Here is a 16,823-nt window from a genome sequence, read left to right as displayed (position 1 = left end):
GCAGGGTCACTCCCACTCGATGGTGCCCGGGGGCTTGCTGGTGATGTCGACGGTGACCCGGTTGATCTCGTCGACCTCATTGGTGATGCGGGTGGAGATCCGCTCCAGGACGTCGTAGGGGAGGCGGGCCCAGTCCGCGGTCATCGCGTCCTCGCTGGTGACCGGACGCAGTACGACCGGGTGGCCGTAAGTGCGGCCGTCACCCTGGACGCCGACCGAGCGGACATCGGCGAGCAGCACGACCGGGAACTGCCAGATCTCGCGGTCCAGGCCGGCCGCGGTCAGCTCGGTGCGAGCGATCAGGTCGGCGGCGCGGAGGATGTCCAGACGCTCCCGGGTGACCTCACCGATGATGCGGATGCTCAGACCCGGCCCCGGGAACGGGTGGCGGTAGACCAGGGTCTCGGGCAGTCCGAGCGCGATACCGAGCTCGCGGACCTCGTCCTTGAACAGGGTGCGCAGCGGCTCGATCAGGCTGAACTGCAGGTCGTCGGGCAGCCCACCGACGTTGTGGTGCGACTTGATGTTCGAGGTGCCCGCACCGCCACCGGACTCGACCACGTCCGGGTAGAGCGTGCCCTGGACCAGGAACTCGATGTGGCGCTCGGCGTCCAGCTTGCGTGCGGTCGCCTCGAAGGTGCGGATGAACTCGCGACCGACGATCTTCCGCTTCTGCTCCGGGTCGGTGACACCGGCCAGTGCGCCGAGGAACTGCTCCTCCGCGTCCACAACCTCCAGCCGGGTCCCGGTGACCGCGACGAAGTCCTTCTCGATCTGGTCGGACTCACCGGCACGCTGCAGACCGTGGTCGACGTACACACAGGTGAGCTGGTCGCCAATAGCCCTGCTGACCAGCGCAGCGGCCACTGCGGAGTCCACTCCGCCGGACAGCGCGCACAGCACCTGCTTGTCACCCACCTGCTGGCGGATGAGCTCGACCTGCTCGTCGACAACGTTCGTGGTGGTCCAGTCGCCGACACAACCGGCGATGTCGTACAGGAAGTGCTCCAGCACAGCCTGTCCGGCCTGCGAGTGCAGCACCTCCGGGTGCCACTGCACACCGGCCAACTGCCGGTCCACATCCTCGAACGCTGCCACCGGTGCACCCTCAGACGCAGCCAGTACGGCGAAGCCGGCCGGCGGCGCGTGCACAGCGTCACCGTGCGACATCCACACGTTCAGCTCCTCCGGGATGCCGGCCAGCAGCTTCCCGGACTCGCTCACGGTCACCGGCGTCCGGCCGAACTCCCGCAGCCCGGTACGGCGCACCTCGCCACCGAGCGTCTGAGCCATCGCCTGGAAGCCGTAGCAGATCCCGAACGCCGCAACGCCGGAGTCGAACAGCGCGGAGTCGACCCGCGGCGCCCCCTCGGCGTACACGGACTGGGGCCCGCCGGACAGGATGATCGCCTTCGGCTGCCGGGCCAGCATCTCCTCGACCGGCATCGAGTGCGGCACGATCTCGGAGTACACCTTCGCCTCGCGCACCCGCCGCGCGATCAACTGCGCGTACTGCGCTCCGAAGTCGACAACCAGAACCAACTCATGCTCCGCCACCGTCAAAGCGTATCGGTGCAGGTCAGCAAGGTTGTAACCAGCAGCCGCTTCGGTGCGCGGAAGGACAGCAGGTCGATCATCGGGGGCTCCTCCACCAGCCGTGCGCTCCGCAGGAGTTCTGCTGCGCATTCCAGGGCCACGCGGGTCTCCAGACGGGCTAGACCGGCGCCCAGACACCGGTGGATGCCCACACCGAAGGCCAAGTCCGCCGGACCGCCGTGGCCGGTCAGCCCGAGCAGCACCTCCGCCCCAGCCGGTACCTCCACGTCGCCGACAGCAACCGCCGAAGCGGTCACCCGGCGCCAGGTGGGCACCGACGACGCCTCCGCCAGCACGTCCTCGACCGACACTGCCGTTCCACCCACTACCCGGTGGAAAGCCGTGGAGATCAGCTGGGTGGTGGTCTCCTGGCCGGCTATCAACAGGAAGTAGCCGACCGCACACACCTCTTCGTCGCTGAGGCCCAGTCCTACCAAGGCACCGAACAGGTCCTCACCGCCACTCACGCGAGCCGCGGTAGTCCGGGACCGCAACCAGCCGTAGAACTCGGCGGCGCTGTGGGCCAACTCCAGTTGCCGGTCCTCATCCGGGTAGCCCCAGAACAGCTCGAGCGAGTCGAGGCTCCAGGCCTTCAGCTCGGCGAGCGGCACGTCGCTGAGCCCGAGCAGGTGCAGTACGACGAGTGCTGGTGGCTCGGCGGCGACGGCCTCCACCAGGTCGACCTGCTCACCCGCGGCGAGGCGTTCGGAGGCGGCAGCTACTCGGTCGGTCAGTAGCGTGCGGGTGAGGGGTTCGACGGCTGCCACTCGGGCTGGGCTGAAGAAGCGAGCGACTGCGGCGCGGATTGCTCGGTGTGACTCACCGGCGTTGTTGGCCAGCGTGGGCGGTAGGGCGAACCCCACGGCGGACAGGACCCGGAGGGCCTTCACCGAAAGTGGTGTGTGGGCCAGTACGGCGTTGTCCGGGCGGAATGTCGCCGGGTCCAGCATCACGGCGCGGACCTGCGCCGGGTCGTCGACTACCCAGTACCCGAGCTCATCGTCGTACCGGGCTGGGCAACCGGTCACGCGAACCAGCCGGGCACGGCCTTCGTGAAGGTCTCCTGGTCGTAGTCACCGGCGCCGGCGGGGATGCGGGCGAGCACCTTCAGGCCGGTGGTGGCCGGGAGGTCCTCGAGGTTGCACTGCTCGGCCAGGTCGGGCTTGTCCGGCCAGGAGCCGATGATCAGGCCCTCGACCGGCAGACCGCGCGCCCGCAGCGCCTCAACGGTCAGGCCGGTGTGGTTGAGCGTGCCCAGGCCGGACCGGGTCACGACGACGAAGGTGTACGGCTTGGTCAGCGCCTTGGCCAGGTCGATCAGAGTCCCGCCCTCGGCGTCCAGACCGACGAGCAGACCGCCCGCGCCCTCGACGATGACGTTCTCGTGGGTGGCGGCGAGTCCGTCGACCGACTTGGCGTGGACCTCTGCCGTCGGTAGCGGGACGCCCTCGCGGCGCGCAGCGGTGGTCGGCGCGAGCGGGTCCCGGAGGCGGACGCCCTCGTAGAGGGTGGTGATCCCGGTCAGGCGGTTGACGTCGTCCAGGTCGGCGGGGTCGTCCGGGCCGACACCTGTCTGGGCCGGCTTCACGACTGCGACCTTGCCGTGCACTGCAGCCCGTACGGCGAGTGCGGCGGTGACGACGGTCTTGCCCACGCCGGTGTCGGTACCGGTGACGATGGTGATCATGAAACCTCGCTGATGGCTTGACTGATAACGGCGCAGGCCCTGGCCAGCTCGTCGTCGGACAGACCGGCATGGGCGGTCAGCCGCAGCCGGCTGATGCCGTCCGGAACCGACGGCGGCCGGAAACTGCCGACCAGTACGCCATTGTCCCGGCAGAACTCCGCTGCGCGGACAGTCTCTCGCGGACCGGGCATCGGGACCGAAACGACCGCCCCGGCGGCCGCTGCGACCCCAGAGGCCGCGGCCAGCCGGGCAGCGGCTGAGTGAATCGCCGTAGGTCGGTCCGGCTCAGCCTCGAGCACCTGTAGCGCGGCCAGTGCAGCAGCGCAGGCCGCCGGTGTGAGAGCTGTGTCGTAGATGAACGGCCGCGACCGGTTGATGAGGTGCTCACGCAGCACGGCAGGGCCGAGTACGACGCCGCCCTGTGACGCCAGCGCCTTGGACAACGTCATGGTGACGATCACATGGTCCAGACCGGCCAGCCCAGCCGCATGCACCGAACCACGCCCGCCACCGGTCACACCGAGCCCATGCGCCTCGTCCACCAGCAGTACGGCGTTGTGCGCCGCGGCGACCTCGGCCAGCGGCACGAGTGACGCCTCGTCGCTGAGCACACTGAAGACCGACTCGGTTGCCACCACCGCATGCGGTTCGTTGCGCTCGGCAAGCACCTTGGTGATGGCCTCGACGTCGTTGTGCGGAACGATTTCCACCCGCGACCGAGCCAGCCGGCCCGCATCGATCAGTGACGCGTGCACGTGCTCGTCGGACACCAGCAGCGTCCCCGGCCCACCGAGCGCGGTCACAACGCCCAGATTGGCCAGGTAGCCCGATGAGAACACCAGTCCGGCCGCCTGACCGACATACGCCGCCAGCGCCGACTCCAGCTCCTCATGCAGCGTCGTCGTACCGGTCACTAGTCGGGAGGCGGTAGCGCCAGTCCCCCAGCGGCAGACTGCTTCGGCGGCTGCCTCGATTACCCGAGAGTCTCGTGCCAGGCCCAGATAGTCGTTGCCGGCCAGGTCGATCAGGTCGTCGTCAGCAGCCCGCGCCCGGAGTCGTCGGGTCAGCCCACGGACCTCCAGCGCCGCAGCCTTCGGGGCAAGCCACTCCTCCAGCATCAGCCGACCTCTCGCACCGCATCGGTGATCGCAGACCCGATGGTGGCGATCTCCGACTCCGTGCAAACGTACGGCGGCATCGTGTACACGAGATCGCGGAACGGGCGAACCCAGACACCACGTCGCAGTACGGCGTCCGTCATCCGCACCATGTCGACCGGACCGGCCAGCTGGACCACACCGACCGCACCGAGCACCCGAACGTCCTTCACACCCGGTAACTCCGCAGCCGGGGCCAGTCCAGCCGTCAGACCGGCAGAAATCTCAGCCACTCGCGTAGCCCAGTCCTGAGCCAGCAGTAGGTCGATTGACGCGAGTGCCACCGAGCAAGCCAGCGGATTGGCCATGAAGGTCGGCCCGTGCATCAGTGCACCGCCAGGACCGTTGGACACGGTCTGCGCGACCTCCGCCGTACACAGCATCGCGGCCAGCGACAGATAGCCGCCGGTCAGCGCTTTGCCGACACACAGGATGTCCGGGTCGACCCCTGCGTGCTCAGACGCGAACATCACACCAGTACGGCCGAAACCGGTAGCGATCTCGTCGAGGATCAACAGGAAGCCGTGCTCATCGGCCAACGAGCGCAAGACGCGCAGACAGGCCGGACTGTAGGGATACATGCCACCTGCGCCCTGCAGGATCGGTTCCACCACAATCGCCGCGACCTCATCAGCCGACGAGGCAGCAACGGCCGACATGGCCGCCGCCCAGGCCTGCAGCTCCGGATCGTCAGCAGGGCGGTCGAAACCGGCCGGTGGCTGCGGTCCGAAGACCTGCTCCTGAAGGGCTCCCGTAAACAGCGAGTGCATCCCGTTGACCGGGTCACAGACACTCATCGGCGCAAACGTGTCGCCGTGGTACCCGCCACGCACAGTCAGCATTCGCGTCCGCCCGACGTACCCGCGGGCCACCTGGTACTGCAGCGCCAGCTTGATCGCGACCTCGACCGACACCGAGCCGGAGTCGCAGAAGAACACGTGCTCCAGCGGTGCCGGCGTGATTTCGACCAGCCGTTCCGCCAGCTGGATCGCAGGCTCGTGTGTGAGCCCGCCGAACATCACATGGCTGAAGTCGTCCACCTGGCTCTTCAGTGCGGCGTCCAGGACCGGGTTCCGGTAGCCATGGATGACGCTCCACCACGAGGACATCGCGTCGATCACCTCAACGCCGTCAGCCAACTGCAGGCGCACACCGGACGCGCCCCGCACCAGCCGCACCGGGGACGGCTCACTCAGCGACGAATACGGATGCCAGAGCAGCTGAGCGTCCTTCTCCAGCCAGGTCTCCGTCATCTGGGAAGCATCGCAGATCACGGCGATCAGATAGTTCTGACGTTGCGCGAATCACTTCCGCGCACGCCTTGACACGCTTACATTGAGCGCAGCAATCGCTACAGGCCGTAAACCGCCCATGTTGTCTGGCCTTCTGTGAGGAGCGCCCATGCGCAGAATCCACCCAGTGATCGCCCTGGCCGCAGCCAGCCTGCTGTCGCTCACGATCACTCCGATCCACGCCCAGGCGCAGAATTCCGCGCCGGTCCAAGGATTTCTGAGTCAGCAGCTCGACCGGCTGCAGCGCACCACGGTTCTGGTGCATGGCACCGATCTGGCGGCCGCCAACGCAGCCGTCAAGGCCGCCGGCCTGCAACGGCTGTCGTCGTACGACCGGATCGGTGTGGTGGTTGCCGAGGGCACCCGCTCGCAGATCCTGGCCGCCCGCACCAAACCCGGCGTCACCTACCTCGAGGGCAACCAGCCGATCACAGTCAGTACGTCGACCTCACACCTGGCCACCCGCGGCGCGGAGGCCGCGGACACCCGGACCGGGGCGAACGGCCTGGCCCTGGACGGTAGTGGCGTGAGTGTCGCGGTGATCGACAGCGGTGTCGATCCGACCCACCCGTTCTTCAAGAAGGCCGACGGCAGTTCGGCGGTGGTGAAGAACCTCAAGATCGTCTGCGACCCGTTGACGGAGACCCTCTGCCTGCCGGTGGACGCTGGCTCGGCCGACACCGACCTGCTCTCACTGGGCGGTCACGGCACCCACGTCAACGGAATCGTTGCCGGACGCAAGGTGACACTCGCCGACGGCACCAAGCTCCAGGGCGCTGCTCCTGGCGCCTCACTGGTGAGTGTCTCGGTCGGTGCGGCCCTGCTGATCGTCGGCGCGGATGCGGCGCTCAACTGGGTGTTGGAGAACCACGCAGCTCCCTGCGGTGCTGGGGTACCGGCGAGCAAGTGCCCGCCGATCAAGGTCACCAACAACTCGTACGGCCCGTCCGGCGGCGGCGCCTTCGACCCGAACTCGGCCACCGTCAAACTCCAGCGTGCGCTGGCTGCTGAGGGTGTCGTCACAGTCTGGGCCGCCGGCAACGACGGTGGCGACGGCACCAAGTCGCTGACCAACCCGCCCGGCCAGGACCCGACCGGCGGCATCCTGTCGGTCGCCTCGTACTACGACCTCGCCACCGGCACGCGGAGTGGACAGGTCTCCAGCTTCTCGTCGCGCGGCCTGAACGGCACGCAGTCCACCTACCCGGACCTGTCCGCACCTGGTGAGGACATCACCTCGTCCTGCCGGGTCTACCTGCCGATCTGCAGCACCGGCCTCAAACCGCTGGACGGCGGCAACTACAACACCATCAGCGGTACGTCGATGGCCGCGCCGCACATCGCCGGGATCGTCGCTCAACTGTTCCAGGCGAACCCGTCGGCGACTCCGGCGCAGATCGAGACCGCACTGATCTCGACCGCACACAAATACACCAACGGCGCGGCGTACGAGCCCGACAGCCGGGGCGGCGGTACTACGTCGTACGACAAGGGCCATGGACTCGTCGACGTCGTGGCAGCCTCAGATGCAGTCCGTTAGCTAGACAGAGTGCCGTGGACGGAGCAGCGGGCGCTCCACCCCATCGGGTGGACCTGCACGACCATCCGCCGGCGGCACTCGGCGCAGTACCGCGGTGGTTCCATCGCCAGCGCCCGACGGCAGTCCTCGTGGCTGCCGTCGGCCTGTGAGCGACCACAGTGTCCGCAAAACGACGTCATAGCGTCTTCTGGAGCTCCTTGACCGGCATCTTGAGCTCGGCCAACAGGTCGAGGTCAGCGGTGGCCGGGCGGCCAAGCGTGGTCAGGTAATTCCCGACGATCACGGCGTTGATCCCACCGAGCAGTCCGTCGCGGGTACCCAGGTCACCAAGGGTCAGTTCGCGACCACCGGCGTACCGGAGCACTGTGCGCGGCATGGCCAGGCGGAAGGCGGCGATGGTGCGCAGTGCGTCCTTGCCGTCCATCACCTCCATGTCGCCGAACGGTGTGCCCGGCCGGGGGTTCAGGAAGTTCAGTGGGACCTCGTGTGGCTCCAGCTCGGCCAGCTGCGCGGCCAGCTCGGCACGCTGCTCCAGGGACTCGCCCATTCCAACCAGTCCGCCGCAGCACAGCTCCATGCCGGACTCGCGGACCATCAGACAGGTCTCCCAGCGCTCCTCGAAGGAGTGCGTGGTGACGACGTCCGGGAAGTAGGAGCGCGCCGACTCCAGGTTGTGGTTGTAGCGGTGCACCCCCATCGCCTTCAGCTCGTCGACCTGCTCCTGGGTGAGCATGCCGAGCGAGCAGGCGATGTTGATGTCGACCGCAGCGTTGATGGCCTCGATGCCGGCCTTCACCTGCGACATCAGCCGCGCGTCCGGACCGCGGACCGCCGCCACGATGCAGAACTCGGTCGCACCGGTCGCAGCCGTCTCCTGCGCCGCCTTGACCAGCTCGGGGATGTTCAGCCAGACCGCGCGCACCGGAGAGGTGAACTGACCCGACTGGGAGCAGAAGTGGCAGTCCTCCGGGCACCCGCCGGTCTTCAGCGAGATGATCCCCTCGACCTCGATCTCCTCGCCGCACCACTTCACCCGCACGTCGTGCGCGAGCGCCAGCAGCTCCGGGAGCCGGTCGTCCGGCGTCTGCAGCACCTCGACGAGCTGCTCCTGGCGCAGGCCGATGCCCTGCTCCAGCACCTGCTCACGTGCCACGTCCACGATGTCGCCCATGGTTCTCCTGCCTGATCCGGACCGAGAGGTCGCGGCCACACCTTAGGGCAGGCCGGTACCGCGCGGCTGCGGCCCGGGTCACAGCAACTCTGAGCGACTGCCGCCCGGCCCCGGAGAAAGTTTTTTGATTTTTCTTGGGAACCTCGTAACCCCCTGTAGAAGGGCTCGTTGATGTGAGCAGAGGCGGTTACCGCAAGGAAGACCGCCACCCGGTAACAAAGAGCAACGAGTGGCCGATCATTACGAACGGCACGCAGAGTGATAACAACCACTCCGCAGGGCTCGAAACTCCAGAAATCGGATGTAAGGTAGTGACCAAGAGCTCGGGTCGCCAGCCATGGTTGGTGACCCGATCCCAAAGCGCCGGGCGCCTCACCCCGGCTTGAGTGAGCCCCTCGGGAAACGATTTGGGCGGAAACGTTCCCGAGGGGCTCGCTCCCTTTTACGGCACCTTTCAGCGAATCACCTCAGCCTCCACAGAGGCTGAGGTTCTTTCATTTCATCGGGGTTCGCAACACCCTTGAAGAATTACCTCGATGAAAGATCAGGAATACGTTACGACTTCGTCACAGGCTGCTTTGTACTGATCTGAACGATCGGCAGCCGGAGCGCTCCGGGCGCATCCGCGGGCACCACCGGGGACAATGGCGCGACCGGCTGCAGCCGCTGGTAGGGCCGGTTCAGCGCCGGCCGGGTGTCGTCGGTCCCCTTGTTCGGCCAGAACGACAGCGCCCGCTCGGCCTGGGCGGTGATCGTCAACGACGGGTTCACCCCGAGATTGGCCGAGATCGCCGATCCGTCCATGATGTGCAGCCCGTCGTACCCGTAGACGCGGTGGTACGGGTCGACCACGCCGGTGGCCGGGGAGTCGCCGATCGCGCAGCCGCCGATGAAGTGCGCGGTCATCGGCACGTTGAACGGCTCGCCGATGGTCCCGCCCGGCGTCCCCTTCATCACCCGCGCCATCCGGCGGACGACCTCGTTCGCGACCGGGATCCAGGACGGGTTCGGGGCGCCGTGGCCCTGCTCCGAGGACAGCTTCCAGCGGCCGAACCGGTCCCGCTTGCCGAAGGTGGTGATCGAGTTGTCCGCGGTCTGCATGACGAGCGCGATCACGGTCCGCTCGGACCAGTGCTTCAGGTCGTAGAGCCGACGCAGGTTGCTCCGCTGCACCCGCAGCTCGCGCAACCACGTCCGCCAGCGCGGCCGATCGCCGTCCCCGTCGGTGAGGACGGTCTGCAGCAGCGACATCGCGTTGCTGCCGCGCCCGTAGCGGACCGGTTCGATGTGGGTGATCTCGTCCGGGTGGAACGACGAGGTGATCGCGACGCCGCGGGTGTAGTCGATGTCGAGGTTCATCGCCATCGCGCCGAGCAGGGACTCGGAGTTCGTCCGGGTGAGCACGCCGAGCCGGGTCGACAGCCGCGGCAGCTTGTTCTCGTCCCGCAGCCGGTGCAGGAGTTTCGCCGTACCGAGGGCGGAGGCCGCGAAGATGACCTGCTGCGCGGTGAACCGCCGGGTGCTCTTCCGATCCGCGGTCCCGCGGGTGTCCACGGCGTACCCGCCGCCGTCCAGCGGCTCGACCGAGGTCACCGTCGTCAGCGGGTAGACCGTCGCCCCGGCCTTCTCGGCCAGGTAGAGGTAGTTCTTGGTCAAAGTGTTCTTCGCGTTGTGCCGGCAGCCCGTCATGCACTCGCCGCACTCGATACAGCCGGTACGGCGGGGGCCCGCGCCACCGAAGTAGGGATCGTCGACCTCGACCCCGGGTGAGCCGAAGAAGACGCCGACCGGGGTCGGGTGGAAGGTGTCGCCCACACCCATGTCGTCGGCGACCTGCTTCATCACCTGGTCGGCCGGGGTGAATCCGGGATAGGTGGCGACACCGAGCATCCGCTTCGCCTGGTCGTAGTACGGCGCGAGCTCGGACTTCCAGTCGGTGATGTGCGCCCACTGGCGGTCGGCGTAGAACGCGTCCAGCGGCTCGTAGAGCGTGTTCGCGTAGACGAGGCTGCCGCCGCCGACTCCGGCGCCGGACAGGATGATCACATCCTTGAGCGCGCTGATCCGCTGGATGCCGTACATGCCGAGCTTGGGCGCGAACAGGAACCGCTTCTTGTCCCACGAGGTCTTCGCGAACCCGGAGTCCTCGAACCGTGCCCCGGCCTCGAGCACCGCGACGTCGTAGCCCTTCTCCGTCAGCCGCAGCGCACTGACGGATCCGCCGAACCCGGACCCGATGATGAGCACGTCATAGTCGAAGGACATCTGATTTCTCCCAGCTAGCAGATCAAGCGCGACCCAGCTTCTTGAGAACGCGGAGGGCGCCGGTCATGACCTCGGCGTACGCCTGGTCGGACAGGCCGTGCGATGCCGCGATCGGCAGCAGCCGCTGCGTCGCGATCGCCTGCGGATCGACGTACCGGCGGATGCCTTCGACGCCCTGGCGACGACCGACACCGGAGGAGCGCATGCCACCCATCGGGGTGTCGATCGAGCCGAAGGTCGCCGCGTACCCCTCGTTCACGTTGACCGTGCCGGCCACCAATTGGGCCGCGACAGCGCGGCCGCGGCGGGTGTCGCGGGTGTAGACGCTCGCGTTCAGCCCGTACTCACCCTCGTTGGCGCGCTGGATCGCCTCGGACTCGTCGGAGAACCGGTAGATCGACACAACCGGCCCGAAGGTCTCGTTGTCGAAGCACTCCATCGCGGGCGTCACGCCGGACAGCACGGTCGGCTCATAGAACAGCGGGCCGATCTCCGGCCGCGCCTTGCCACCAGCCAGTACGACGGCGCCCTTGGACCTGGCGTCCTCGACATGCCGGGTCACCGTCTCCAGCTGCGCCTTCGAGATCAGCGAGCCCATGTCGACATCCCAGCCGGTCCCGGCCGACAACTTGAGCTTGTTCACCCGCGCGAGGAACGCTGTCACGAACGCGTCGTACACCTGGTCGGCGACGTACAGGCGCTCCATCGACACACAGAGCTGGCCGGCACTCGCGAAACAAGCCCGTACGGCGCCCTCGGCCGCACGCTGCACGTCGGCATCACGCAGTACCAGCATCGGGTTCTTGCCACCGAGTTCCAGGCTGAAACCGATCAGTCGCTCAGCCGCCTGCTGCGCGACCAGGCGCCCGGTCTTCGTGGAACCGGTGAAGCAGATGTAGTCGGTGTTCTGGATGATCGCGCCGCCGACCGTCGGCCCGTCCCCGTTCACCGGGATCCACGCTTCGCGCGGCAGACCTGCGTCGTACAGGAGCTCGATCGCCCGCAGTGCGGTCAGCGGGGTCTGGCTGTCCGGTTTGTGTACGACGGTGTTGCCGGCCAGGACCGCGGGCAGCCCATCGGCCATCGCCATGCTGAGCGGGTAGTTCCACGGCGAGATGATGCCGACGACACCCTTCGGGACGAACCGCTGCTCCGCGCGCGTCAGCACCGGGAACATGCCGAGCTTGCGCTGCGGGTCGAGCAGTTCGTGCGCCTTGCGGCCGTAGTACCGGGCGGTCAGCGCGACGTGCGCGACCTCCTCGAAGGCCTGCTTGCGTGCCTTGCCGGACTCCCGGATCACCAGGTCGACCAGCTCGTGCCGGTGATCCAGGACCAGGTCGTGGTAGCGCAGCAGGATCGCGGCCCGCTCATCGAGCGGCACCCGACGCCAGCTCAGCTGGGTCTTGCGCGCCGACCGCACAGCAGCGATCACGTCATCCGGGCTGGAGACCGGCAGGTCAGCGATCGGCTGCCCGGTCGCCGGCGCGTACGACGTCCGCGTGCCGGCCGACGCCCGCAGCAACCCCGACAACCGCCGAATCACCGACTGATCAGTCGCGTACGACGCGGTCGGATCGAGCTCCGGGTCAGCAGGAATCGAGGTCTGCTCGCTCATTGACCCAGGCTACCTGCCAGTAATAGACCGTGTCAGTAGCAGAAGTCGTGTTCGTGTCTCTCTGCACGTGCAGATGCATTGCCCTAGGCTGGACGGCTGAACGTCGTGAAGGGGTGGAACTGCGAGATGGTGGACAGCGGGGGGCTCTTCACGCCTCCTGAGGACGAGCTCGGTGAGGCGCTGCAGACAGCCCAGGTACTGATCGAGGAAGGCCGTGCCGACGAGGCAGGGCCTTACCAGCAACGCGTTATCGAGCTGGCCAGGGAGCGGGCCGAGGGGAGCCCGAACCACTACGAGGCCAAGCATCTGATGGCCGCGACCCAGTACGAGCTGGCCGGCTCGCTGAACGCGTCCGGTCGGCACGAGGAGGCGCTGGCAGCGCTGCACGAGGCGCAACTGGGCTATACCGAACTGAGCGACGCCGGTGTGCTCGACGCCACATCCTTCCTGGCCGATATCCGGGCACGGCGGGCGATGACGCAGGCGCACCGCGGTCGCGGCGCTACCGCCGTACTGGAGATGGATGGCGCAGTCATCTCGTACGGTCAGCTCGTCAGCGGTGAGGACGGGCTGCGGCACCAGCCGGACTTCGCCCGGGTGCTCGCGATGAACGCGCTGATCCTGCGCCGGTACGGCGATCCCGCGCTGGCCGTCGCGTCCGCGGACGCGGCCACCCAGCTGTTCCTGCAGCTGGCCGACCAGATCAACGAGAGCCCGCAGTCCCTGTCCTACGCGCGCTACCTCTGTACGGCGACCGCCGTATCCGCCGACGTCCATGCAGCCGAGGGGCGGCTCGACCTGGCGTTGGAAGCGGACGAGATCGGGCTGACCACGGCAGACACCCTCGCCGACTCGGACTCCGCGACCGACATGCGCACACTGGTCGCCGCACTCACCCGCAAGGGCAAACACCTCGGGATCGTCGGGCGGCTGATGGAAGGCGAGACCTGTTTGCGCACCGCCTTCGACACCGACGCAGAGACGGCCGCTCGGGTCACTGAGGAGCTGGAGCGCGGTCTACCGCTGACCCTGGTCACCGCACTGGAGAACGCGGAGATCAAGCTCGGCCCGTACGAGCAGTACTTCCGCCTGCTCGCCCTGGCCGAGCCAGCGCCGGGCATGACGCTGGCGACGGTCTCCGGTCGCACCGACCCCGAGTCGGCAGCGGTGCGCGCAACCGAGCTGGCTGAGCTGGTACCGCAGCTGCTGGTGCAGGACGTGGACACTGCGCTGACTCTGGGCGTGGAAGCGCACTATCTGTTCGCGATCTCCTCGGAGCGCGAGTCACAGCGGATGCGCTACGAGACGAGCACCTACGCGCCAATCTGGGCGAAGCTGCTGCGTGATGTCTCCAACGCGTACTACCAGTCCGGTCGGCTCGAGCTCGCTCTCGACCTGGCCGGCTGGTGTGCCGAGGTGGCCACGGCCCTGATCCCGTTCACCGACGACGATCCCGAAATGAAGGACCTGGCCGCCGACTGCTACCGCCACCACGGCGACCTCCTAGCCGCGACCGGCGATCTCACCGCCTCCCAGCACGCTCACGAGGCCGCCCAGCAACTCCTCACCGGCCCCGAACGCCGCATCGGCGGCTGACGGCGTACGGGGCCCTTACCGCTGGGGCTCGGGCGTTGACCGCCGATCCGCGCGGGCGGACTCTGACGGTGAGAGGGGGAATCGTCATGGAGGTCGTAGAACTGCACAACCGCAGCGTGGAGGGATTCGTCCGGCTGGTCGCCGTGGTGGGAGACGAGCAGTGGTCGGCGGTGACGCCGTGTGCCGACTGGGACGTACGAGCGCTGGTGAACCATGTGGTCGGCGAAGAGCGCTGGACCGCGCCGCTGATGGCCGGCCAGACCATCGCCGACGTCGGCTCGACGCTGGACGGAGACCTGCTCGGTTCCGATCCGGCCGCGGCAGCGAGCGAGGCCGGGCGAGCTGCTCAAGCGGCGGCCGCGCTACCGGCGACTGCCGTCCATCTGTCGTACGGCGACGAGGACCCAGCGGAGTACCTTCGCCAACTGATCGCGGACCATCTGATCCACACCTGGGATCTGGCCGCGGCGATCGGCGCCGACCGCAGCCTGGACCCGGACCTGATCGGGCCGGTTGCGGACTGGTTCGCGGATCGCGCCGAGCTCTACCGCTCGATGGGGATGGTCAGCGCGCCGATCGCGGGCTTCACCGCCCCGGGCGACGTACTGCTCGGCACCTTCGGACGCGATCCGAGGTGGACGCCTTAGTCCTGCAGGTCGATGTTCAGAGCACCGACGAACAGCCCGGCCTCTGCCTCGGTCATGCCGGTCTCCGACACCACCAGAGCGGTCGCCTGATGCAGGTCACCCGCGGCCTTCAGCGCGCGGGTGCGCTCGGCCAGGTTCGTCCCCGGCCGACGCATCAGCGGCGTCTTCTCGATCGGCGGCACGTAGGTCCCGTACCGGATCTCGTCGACGATCTGCCGCGCCTTCTTGATGTCCAGTCCGGTCCGGTCGATCACCAGCTTGGTGGCGTGGATGAGCAGCTTCGAGGTGATCAGGAACCGCACCTGATCCACGTCGTCCGAGGTCAGCTTCGCGCGCGCCCCAGCGAGGGCGGCGTTGTCGGCGTCCTGGTTGCGCTTGCGGCTGAACAGTCCCATGCGGCAATCCTTTCAGAGTTCATCAAGCGATGCCGCTCGCCGCACGTCGTGCAGCAGCGTGAGGATCTCGGGCCACGCGCGATCGCCGAGCTCGCGGTCGGCCGCCTCGGTCCCACCCCGGGCCATCGTCTGCCCGGCCGTCTTCGGCGTCTCGCCCGGCAGCACCGGCCGATGCCCGGCCGCTTCACCGACCACCAGCCGCGTCGGCAACGCACCGCGCCGCCGGACGATCTCCGCGGCGAAGTCCACCGACGGCCAGACCTTGTCGTCGCCACCAGCGATCAGCAGTACGTCGCGGATCCGCTCGACCGGTATCCGGGCCGCCTCGTGGTCAGCCTTGCTAAGGCTCTGTCGGTACAACGACGTGTAGCTAGGCGGATCCGCATCCGGCTGCCAGTCCGTGGCGAACGGCACGAACGGCAGCGGCTCACCTCGCCACGTCCACGCCGACCGCTGGCTGCCGTCCTCGTCCACCCGACCCCACACGTAGGCGCTCGGAGCGAAGGCGACCACCGCGTGGACCCGCTCGTCGAGTGCCCCGAGCAGCAGCGCCGCCTCGGCACCCCATGAGCTGCCCATCACCACGAGCCGATCGTTGCGCCCCGCCAACTCGTCGAGCGGGAACGACTCCAGCGGCACCTCGGCCCGAACAGGCCAGGCCGGTGCCAGTACGTCGTACCCCTCGTCGCGCAGGATCCGGGCCCGATCCGCGTCCGGCGTACCGCTGGAGCCGTGCAGGATCAGGACGCCGGTGCTCAACCGACGACGACCTCGACCCGCTGGAATTCCTTCAGCTCGGTGTAGCCCGTGGTCGCCATGGCCCGCTTGAGCGCGCCGACCAGGTTCATGGTGCCGTCCGGGACCCAGGACGGGCCGAACAGGATCTGCTCCATCGTGCCGGTGACGCCGACCTCGACGCGCTCGCCACGGGGCAGATCGGCGTGCCACGCCTCGGCACCCCAGTGGTACCCACCGCCGGGCGCATCGCTGGCCCGAGCCAGCGGCGAGCCGACCATCACGGCATCGGCACCGCAGGCGACTGCCTTCGCGACATCGCCGGAGCGACCGACCGAACCGTCCGCGATCACGTGCACGTAGCGACCACCGGACTCGTCCATGTAGTCACGCCGCGCCGCAGCCACATCGGCCACGGCAGACGCCATCGGCACCGCAACGCCGAGCACCTTGCGAGTCGTGTGCGCAGCACCACCACCGAACCCGACCAGTACGCCGGCCGCCCCCGTCCGCATCAGGTGCAGTGCGGCCTGGTGCGTGGCACAGCCGCCGACAATCACCGGCACGTCGAGGTCGTAGATGAACTGCTTCAGGTTCAGCGGCTCAGCCTGACCGGACACGTGCTCGGCCGAGACCGTCGTACCGCGGATGACGAAGAGATCGACCCCTGCATCGACAACATGCTTCGCGAACTGCTTGGTCCGCTGCGGCGACAACGCGCCGGCCACCGTGACACCGGAGTTGCGGATCTCCTGCACGCGCTGGGAGATCAGCTCGGGCTTGATCGGCGCCGAGTAGATCTCCTGCAGCCGGTGCGTGGCCTGCTCACGATCGAGAGAGGTGATCTCCTCGAGCAGCTTGGTCGGGTCCTCGTACCGCGTCCAGAGCCCTTCGAGGTTCAGCACCCCGAGCCCGCCGGCCTTGCCGATCGCGATCGCCGTCGCGGGTGACATCACCGAGTCCATCGGCGCGGCCAGGATCGGCAGCTCGAACCGGTACGCGTCGATCTGCCAGGCGACCGAAACCTCCTCGGGATCCCGGGTCCGGCGCGACGGCACGATCGCAATGTCGTCGAAGGCGTACGCCTGCCGCCCGCGCTTGGCCCGGCCGATCTCGATCTCGGTCAT

General features: G+C 68.0%; 15 protein-coding genes. 4 read left to right on the top strand and 11 right to left on the bottom strand.

Annotated elements, in window-relative coordinates; translation table 11 throughout:
* Positions 1 to 6 precede the first annotated feature (6 nt).
* From guaA to ACFTSF_RS14560, 5 genes are read right to left on the bottom strand one after another with little or no spacing between them, the layout of a single operon-like run.
* Positions 7 to 1,557 (bottom strand): glutamine-hydrolyzing GMP synthase, encoded by a 1,551-nt coding sequence (gene guaA / locus ACFTSF_RS14580; protein WP_344144810.1) that lies wholly within the window; start codon positions 1,555 to 1,557, stop codon positions 7 to 9.
* A 2-nt stretch (positions 1,558 to 1,559) separates the two neighbouring features.
* Positions 1,560 to 2,624: a hypothetical protein gene (locus ACFTSF_RS14575; RefSeq protein WP_380154241.1), complete on the bottom strand. Its 1,065-nt coding sequence runs from the start codon at positions 2,622 to 2,624 to the stop codon at positions 1,560 to 1,562.
* The gene (gene bioD, locus ACFTSF_RS14570) at positions 2,621 to 3,283 is read right to left on the bottom strand and encodes a dethiobiotin synthase (RefSeq protein ID WP_380154240.1); all 663 of its coding nucleotides are present in this window, start codon (positions 3,281 to 3,283) and stop codon (positions 2,621 to 2,623) included. The genes ACFTSF_RS14575 and bioD overlap by 4 nt, the downstream gene beginning before the upstream one ends.
* Complete coding sequence (locus ACFTSF_RS14565; RefSeq protein ID WP_380154239.1) at positions 3,280 to 4,401, bottom strand: 8-amino-7-oxononanoate synthase; 1,122 nt, start codon at positions 4,399 to 4,401, stop codon at positions 3,280 to 3,282. Before ACFTSF_RS14565 ends, bioD begins: the two co-directional genes overlap by 4 nt.
* On the bottom strand, positions 4,401 to 5,693 hold the full coding sequence (locus tag ACFTSF_RS14560) for an adenosylmethionine--8-amino-7-oxononanoate transaminase (protein WP_380154238.1): 1,293 nt from the start codon (positions 5,691 to 5,693) through the stop codon (positions 4,401 to 4,403). Before ACFTSF_RS14560 ends, ACFTSF_RS14565 begins: the two co-directional genes overlap by 1 nt.
* A 148-nt stretch (positions 5,694 to 5,841) precedes the next feature.
* Between ACFTSF_RS14560 and ACFTSF_RS14555 the strand changes: the two genes are divergently transcribed.
* The gene (locus tag ACFTSF_RS14555) at positions 5,842 to 7,272 is read left to right on the top strand and encodes a S8 family serine peptidase (protein ID WP_380154237.1); all 1,431 of its coding nucleotides are present in this window, start codon (positions 5,842 to 5,844) and stop codon (positions 7,270 to 7,272) included.
* A gap of 14 nt (positions 7,273 to 7,286) precedes the next feature.
* The gene (locus tag ACFTSF_RS14550) at positions 7,287 to 7,421 is read left to right on the top strand and encodes a hypothetical protein (protein WP_344144798.1); all 135 of its coding nucleotides are present in this window, start codon (positions 7,287 to 7,289) and stop codon (positions 7,419 to 7,421) included.
* A 26-nt stretch (positions 7,422 to 7,447) separates the two neighbouring features.
* Here ACFTSF_RS14550 and bioB read toward each other — a convergent pair whose 3' ends face one another.
* The 3 genes from bioB to ACFTSF_RS14535 all read right to left on the bottom strand — a co-directional run bounded on the left by bioB (position 7,448) and on the right by ACFTSF_RS14535 (position 12,323).
* On the bottom strand, positions 7,448 to 8,443 hold the full coding sequence (gene bioB, locus ACFTSF_RS14545; RefSeq protein WP_344144796.1) for a biotin synthase BioB: 996 nt from the start codon (positions 8,441 to 8,443) through the stop codon (positions 7,448 to 7,450).
* 555 nt (positions 8,444 to 8,998) lie between these two features.
* On the bottom strand, positions 8,999 to 10,708 hold the full coding sequence (locus ACFTSF_RS14540; protein ID WP_380154236.1) for a GMC oxidoreductase: 1,710 nt from the start codon (positions 10,706 to 10,708) through the stop codon (positions 8,999 to 9,001).
* A 22-nt stretch (positions 10,709 to 10,730) separates the two neighbouring features.
* Entirely contained in the window at positions 10,731 to 12,323 is a 1,593-nt protein-coding gene (locus ACFTSF_RS14535; protein ID WP_380154235.1) for a succinic semialdehyde dehydrogenase, read from the bottom strand.
* A 126-nt stretch (positions 12,324 to 12,449) separates the two neighbouring features.
* Here ACFTSF_RS14535 and ACFTSF_RS14530 point away from each other — a divergent pair, with 126 nt between their 5' ends.
* Both ACFTSF_RS14530 and ACFTSF_RS14525 read left to right on the top strand, forming a co-directional pair.
* Positions 12,450 to 13,919 (top strand): hypothetical protein, encoded by a 1,470-nt coding sequence (locus ACFTSF_RS14530; RefSeq protein ID WP_344144790.1) that lies wholly within the window; start codon positions 12,450 to 12,452, stop codon positions 13,917 to 13,919.
* Between the two features lie 86 nt (positions 13,920 to 14,005).
* The gene (locus ACFTSF_RS14525; protein WP_380154234.1) at positions 14,006 to 14,566 is read left to right on the top strand and encodes a TIGR03086 family metal-binding protein; all 561 of its coding nucleotides are present in this window, start codon (positions 14,006 to 14,008) and stop codon (positions 14,564 to 14,566) included.
* Here the strand turns inward: ACFTSF_RS14525 and ACFTSF_RS14520 are convergent.
* The 3 genes from ACFTSF_RS14520 to ACFTSF_RS14510 are packed head-to-tail and all read right to left on the bottom strand — an operon-like array spanning position 14,563 to position 16,823.
* Complete coding sequence (locus ACFTSF_RS14520) at positions 14,563 to 14,961, bottom strand: hypothetical protein (protein WP_344144786.1); 399 nt, start codon at positions 14,959 to 14,961, stop codon at positions 14,563 to 14,565. The genes ACFTSF_RS14525 and ACFTSF_RS14520 overlap by 4 nt on opposite strands.
* A 12-nt stretch (positions 14,962 to 14,973) precedes the next feature.
* The gene (locus ACFTSF_RS14515; protein WP_380154233.1) at positions 14,974 to 15,720 is read right to left on the bottom strand and encodes an acyl-CoA thioester hydrolase/BAAT C-terminal domain-containing protein; all 747 of its coding nucleotides are present in this window, start codon (positions 15,718 to 15,720) and stop codon (positions 14,974 to 14,976) included.
* Positions 15,717 to 16,823, bottom strand: a complete 1,107-nt coding sequence (locus ACFTSF_RS14510; protein WP_344144782.1) for a GuaB3 family IMP dehydrogenase-related protein — start codon at positions 16,821 to 16,823, stop codon at positions 15,717 to 15,719. Before ACFTSF_RS14510 ends, ACFTSF_RS14515 begins: the two co-directional genes overlap by 4 nt.

The sequence above is a fragment of the Kribbella sp. NPDC056951 genome (assembly GCF_042674205.1).
Taxonomy (GTDB): domain Bacteria; phylum Actinomycetota; class Actinomycetes; order Propionibacteriales; family Kribbellaceae; genus Kribbella; species Kribbella yunnanensis.
The sequence above is the reverse complement of the archived record's forward strand: the minus strand, read 5'-3'. Positions and strand labels throughout refer to the sequence as shown.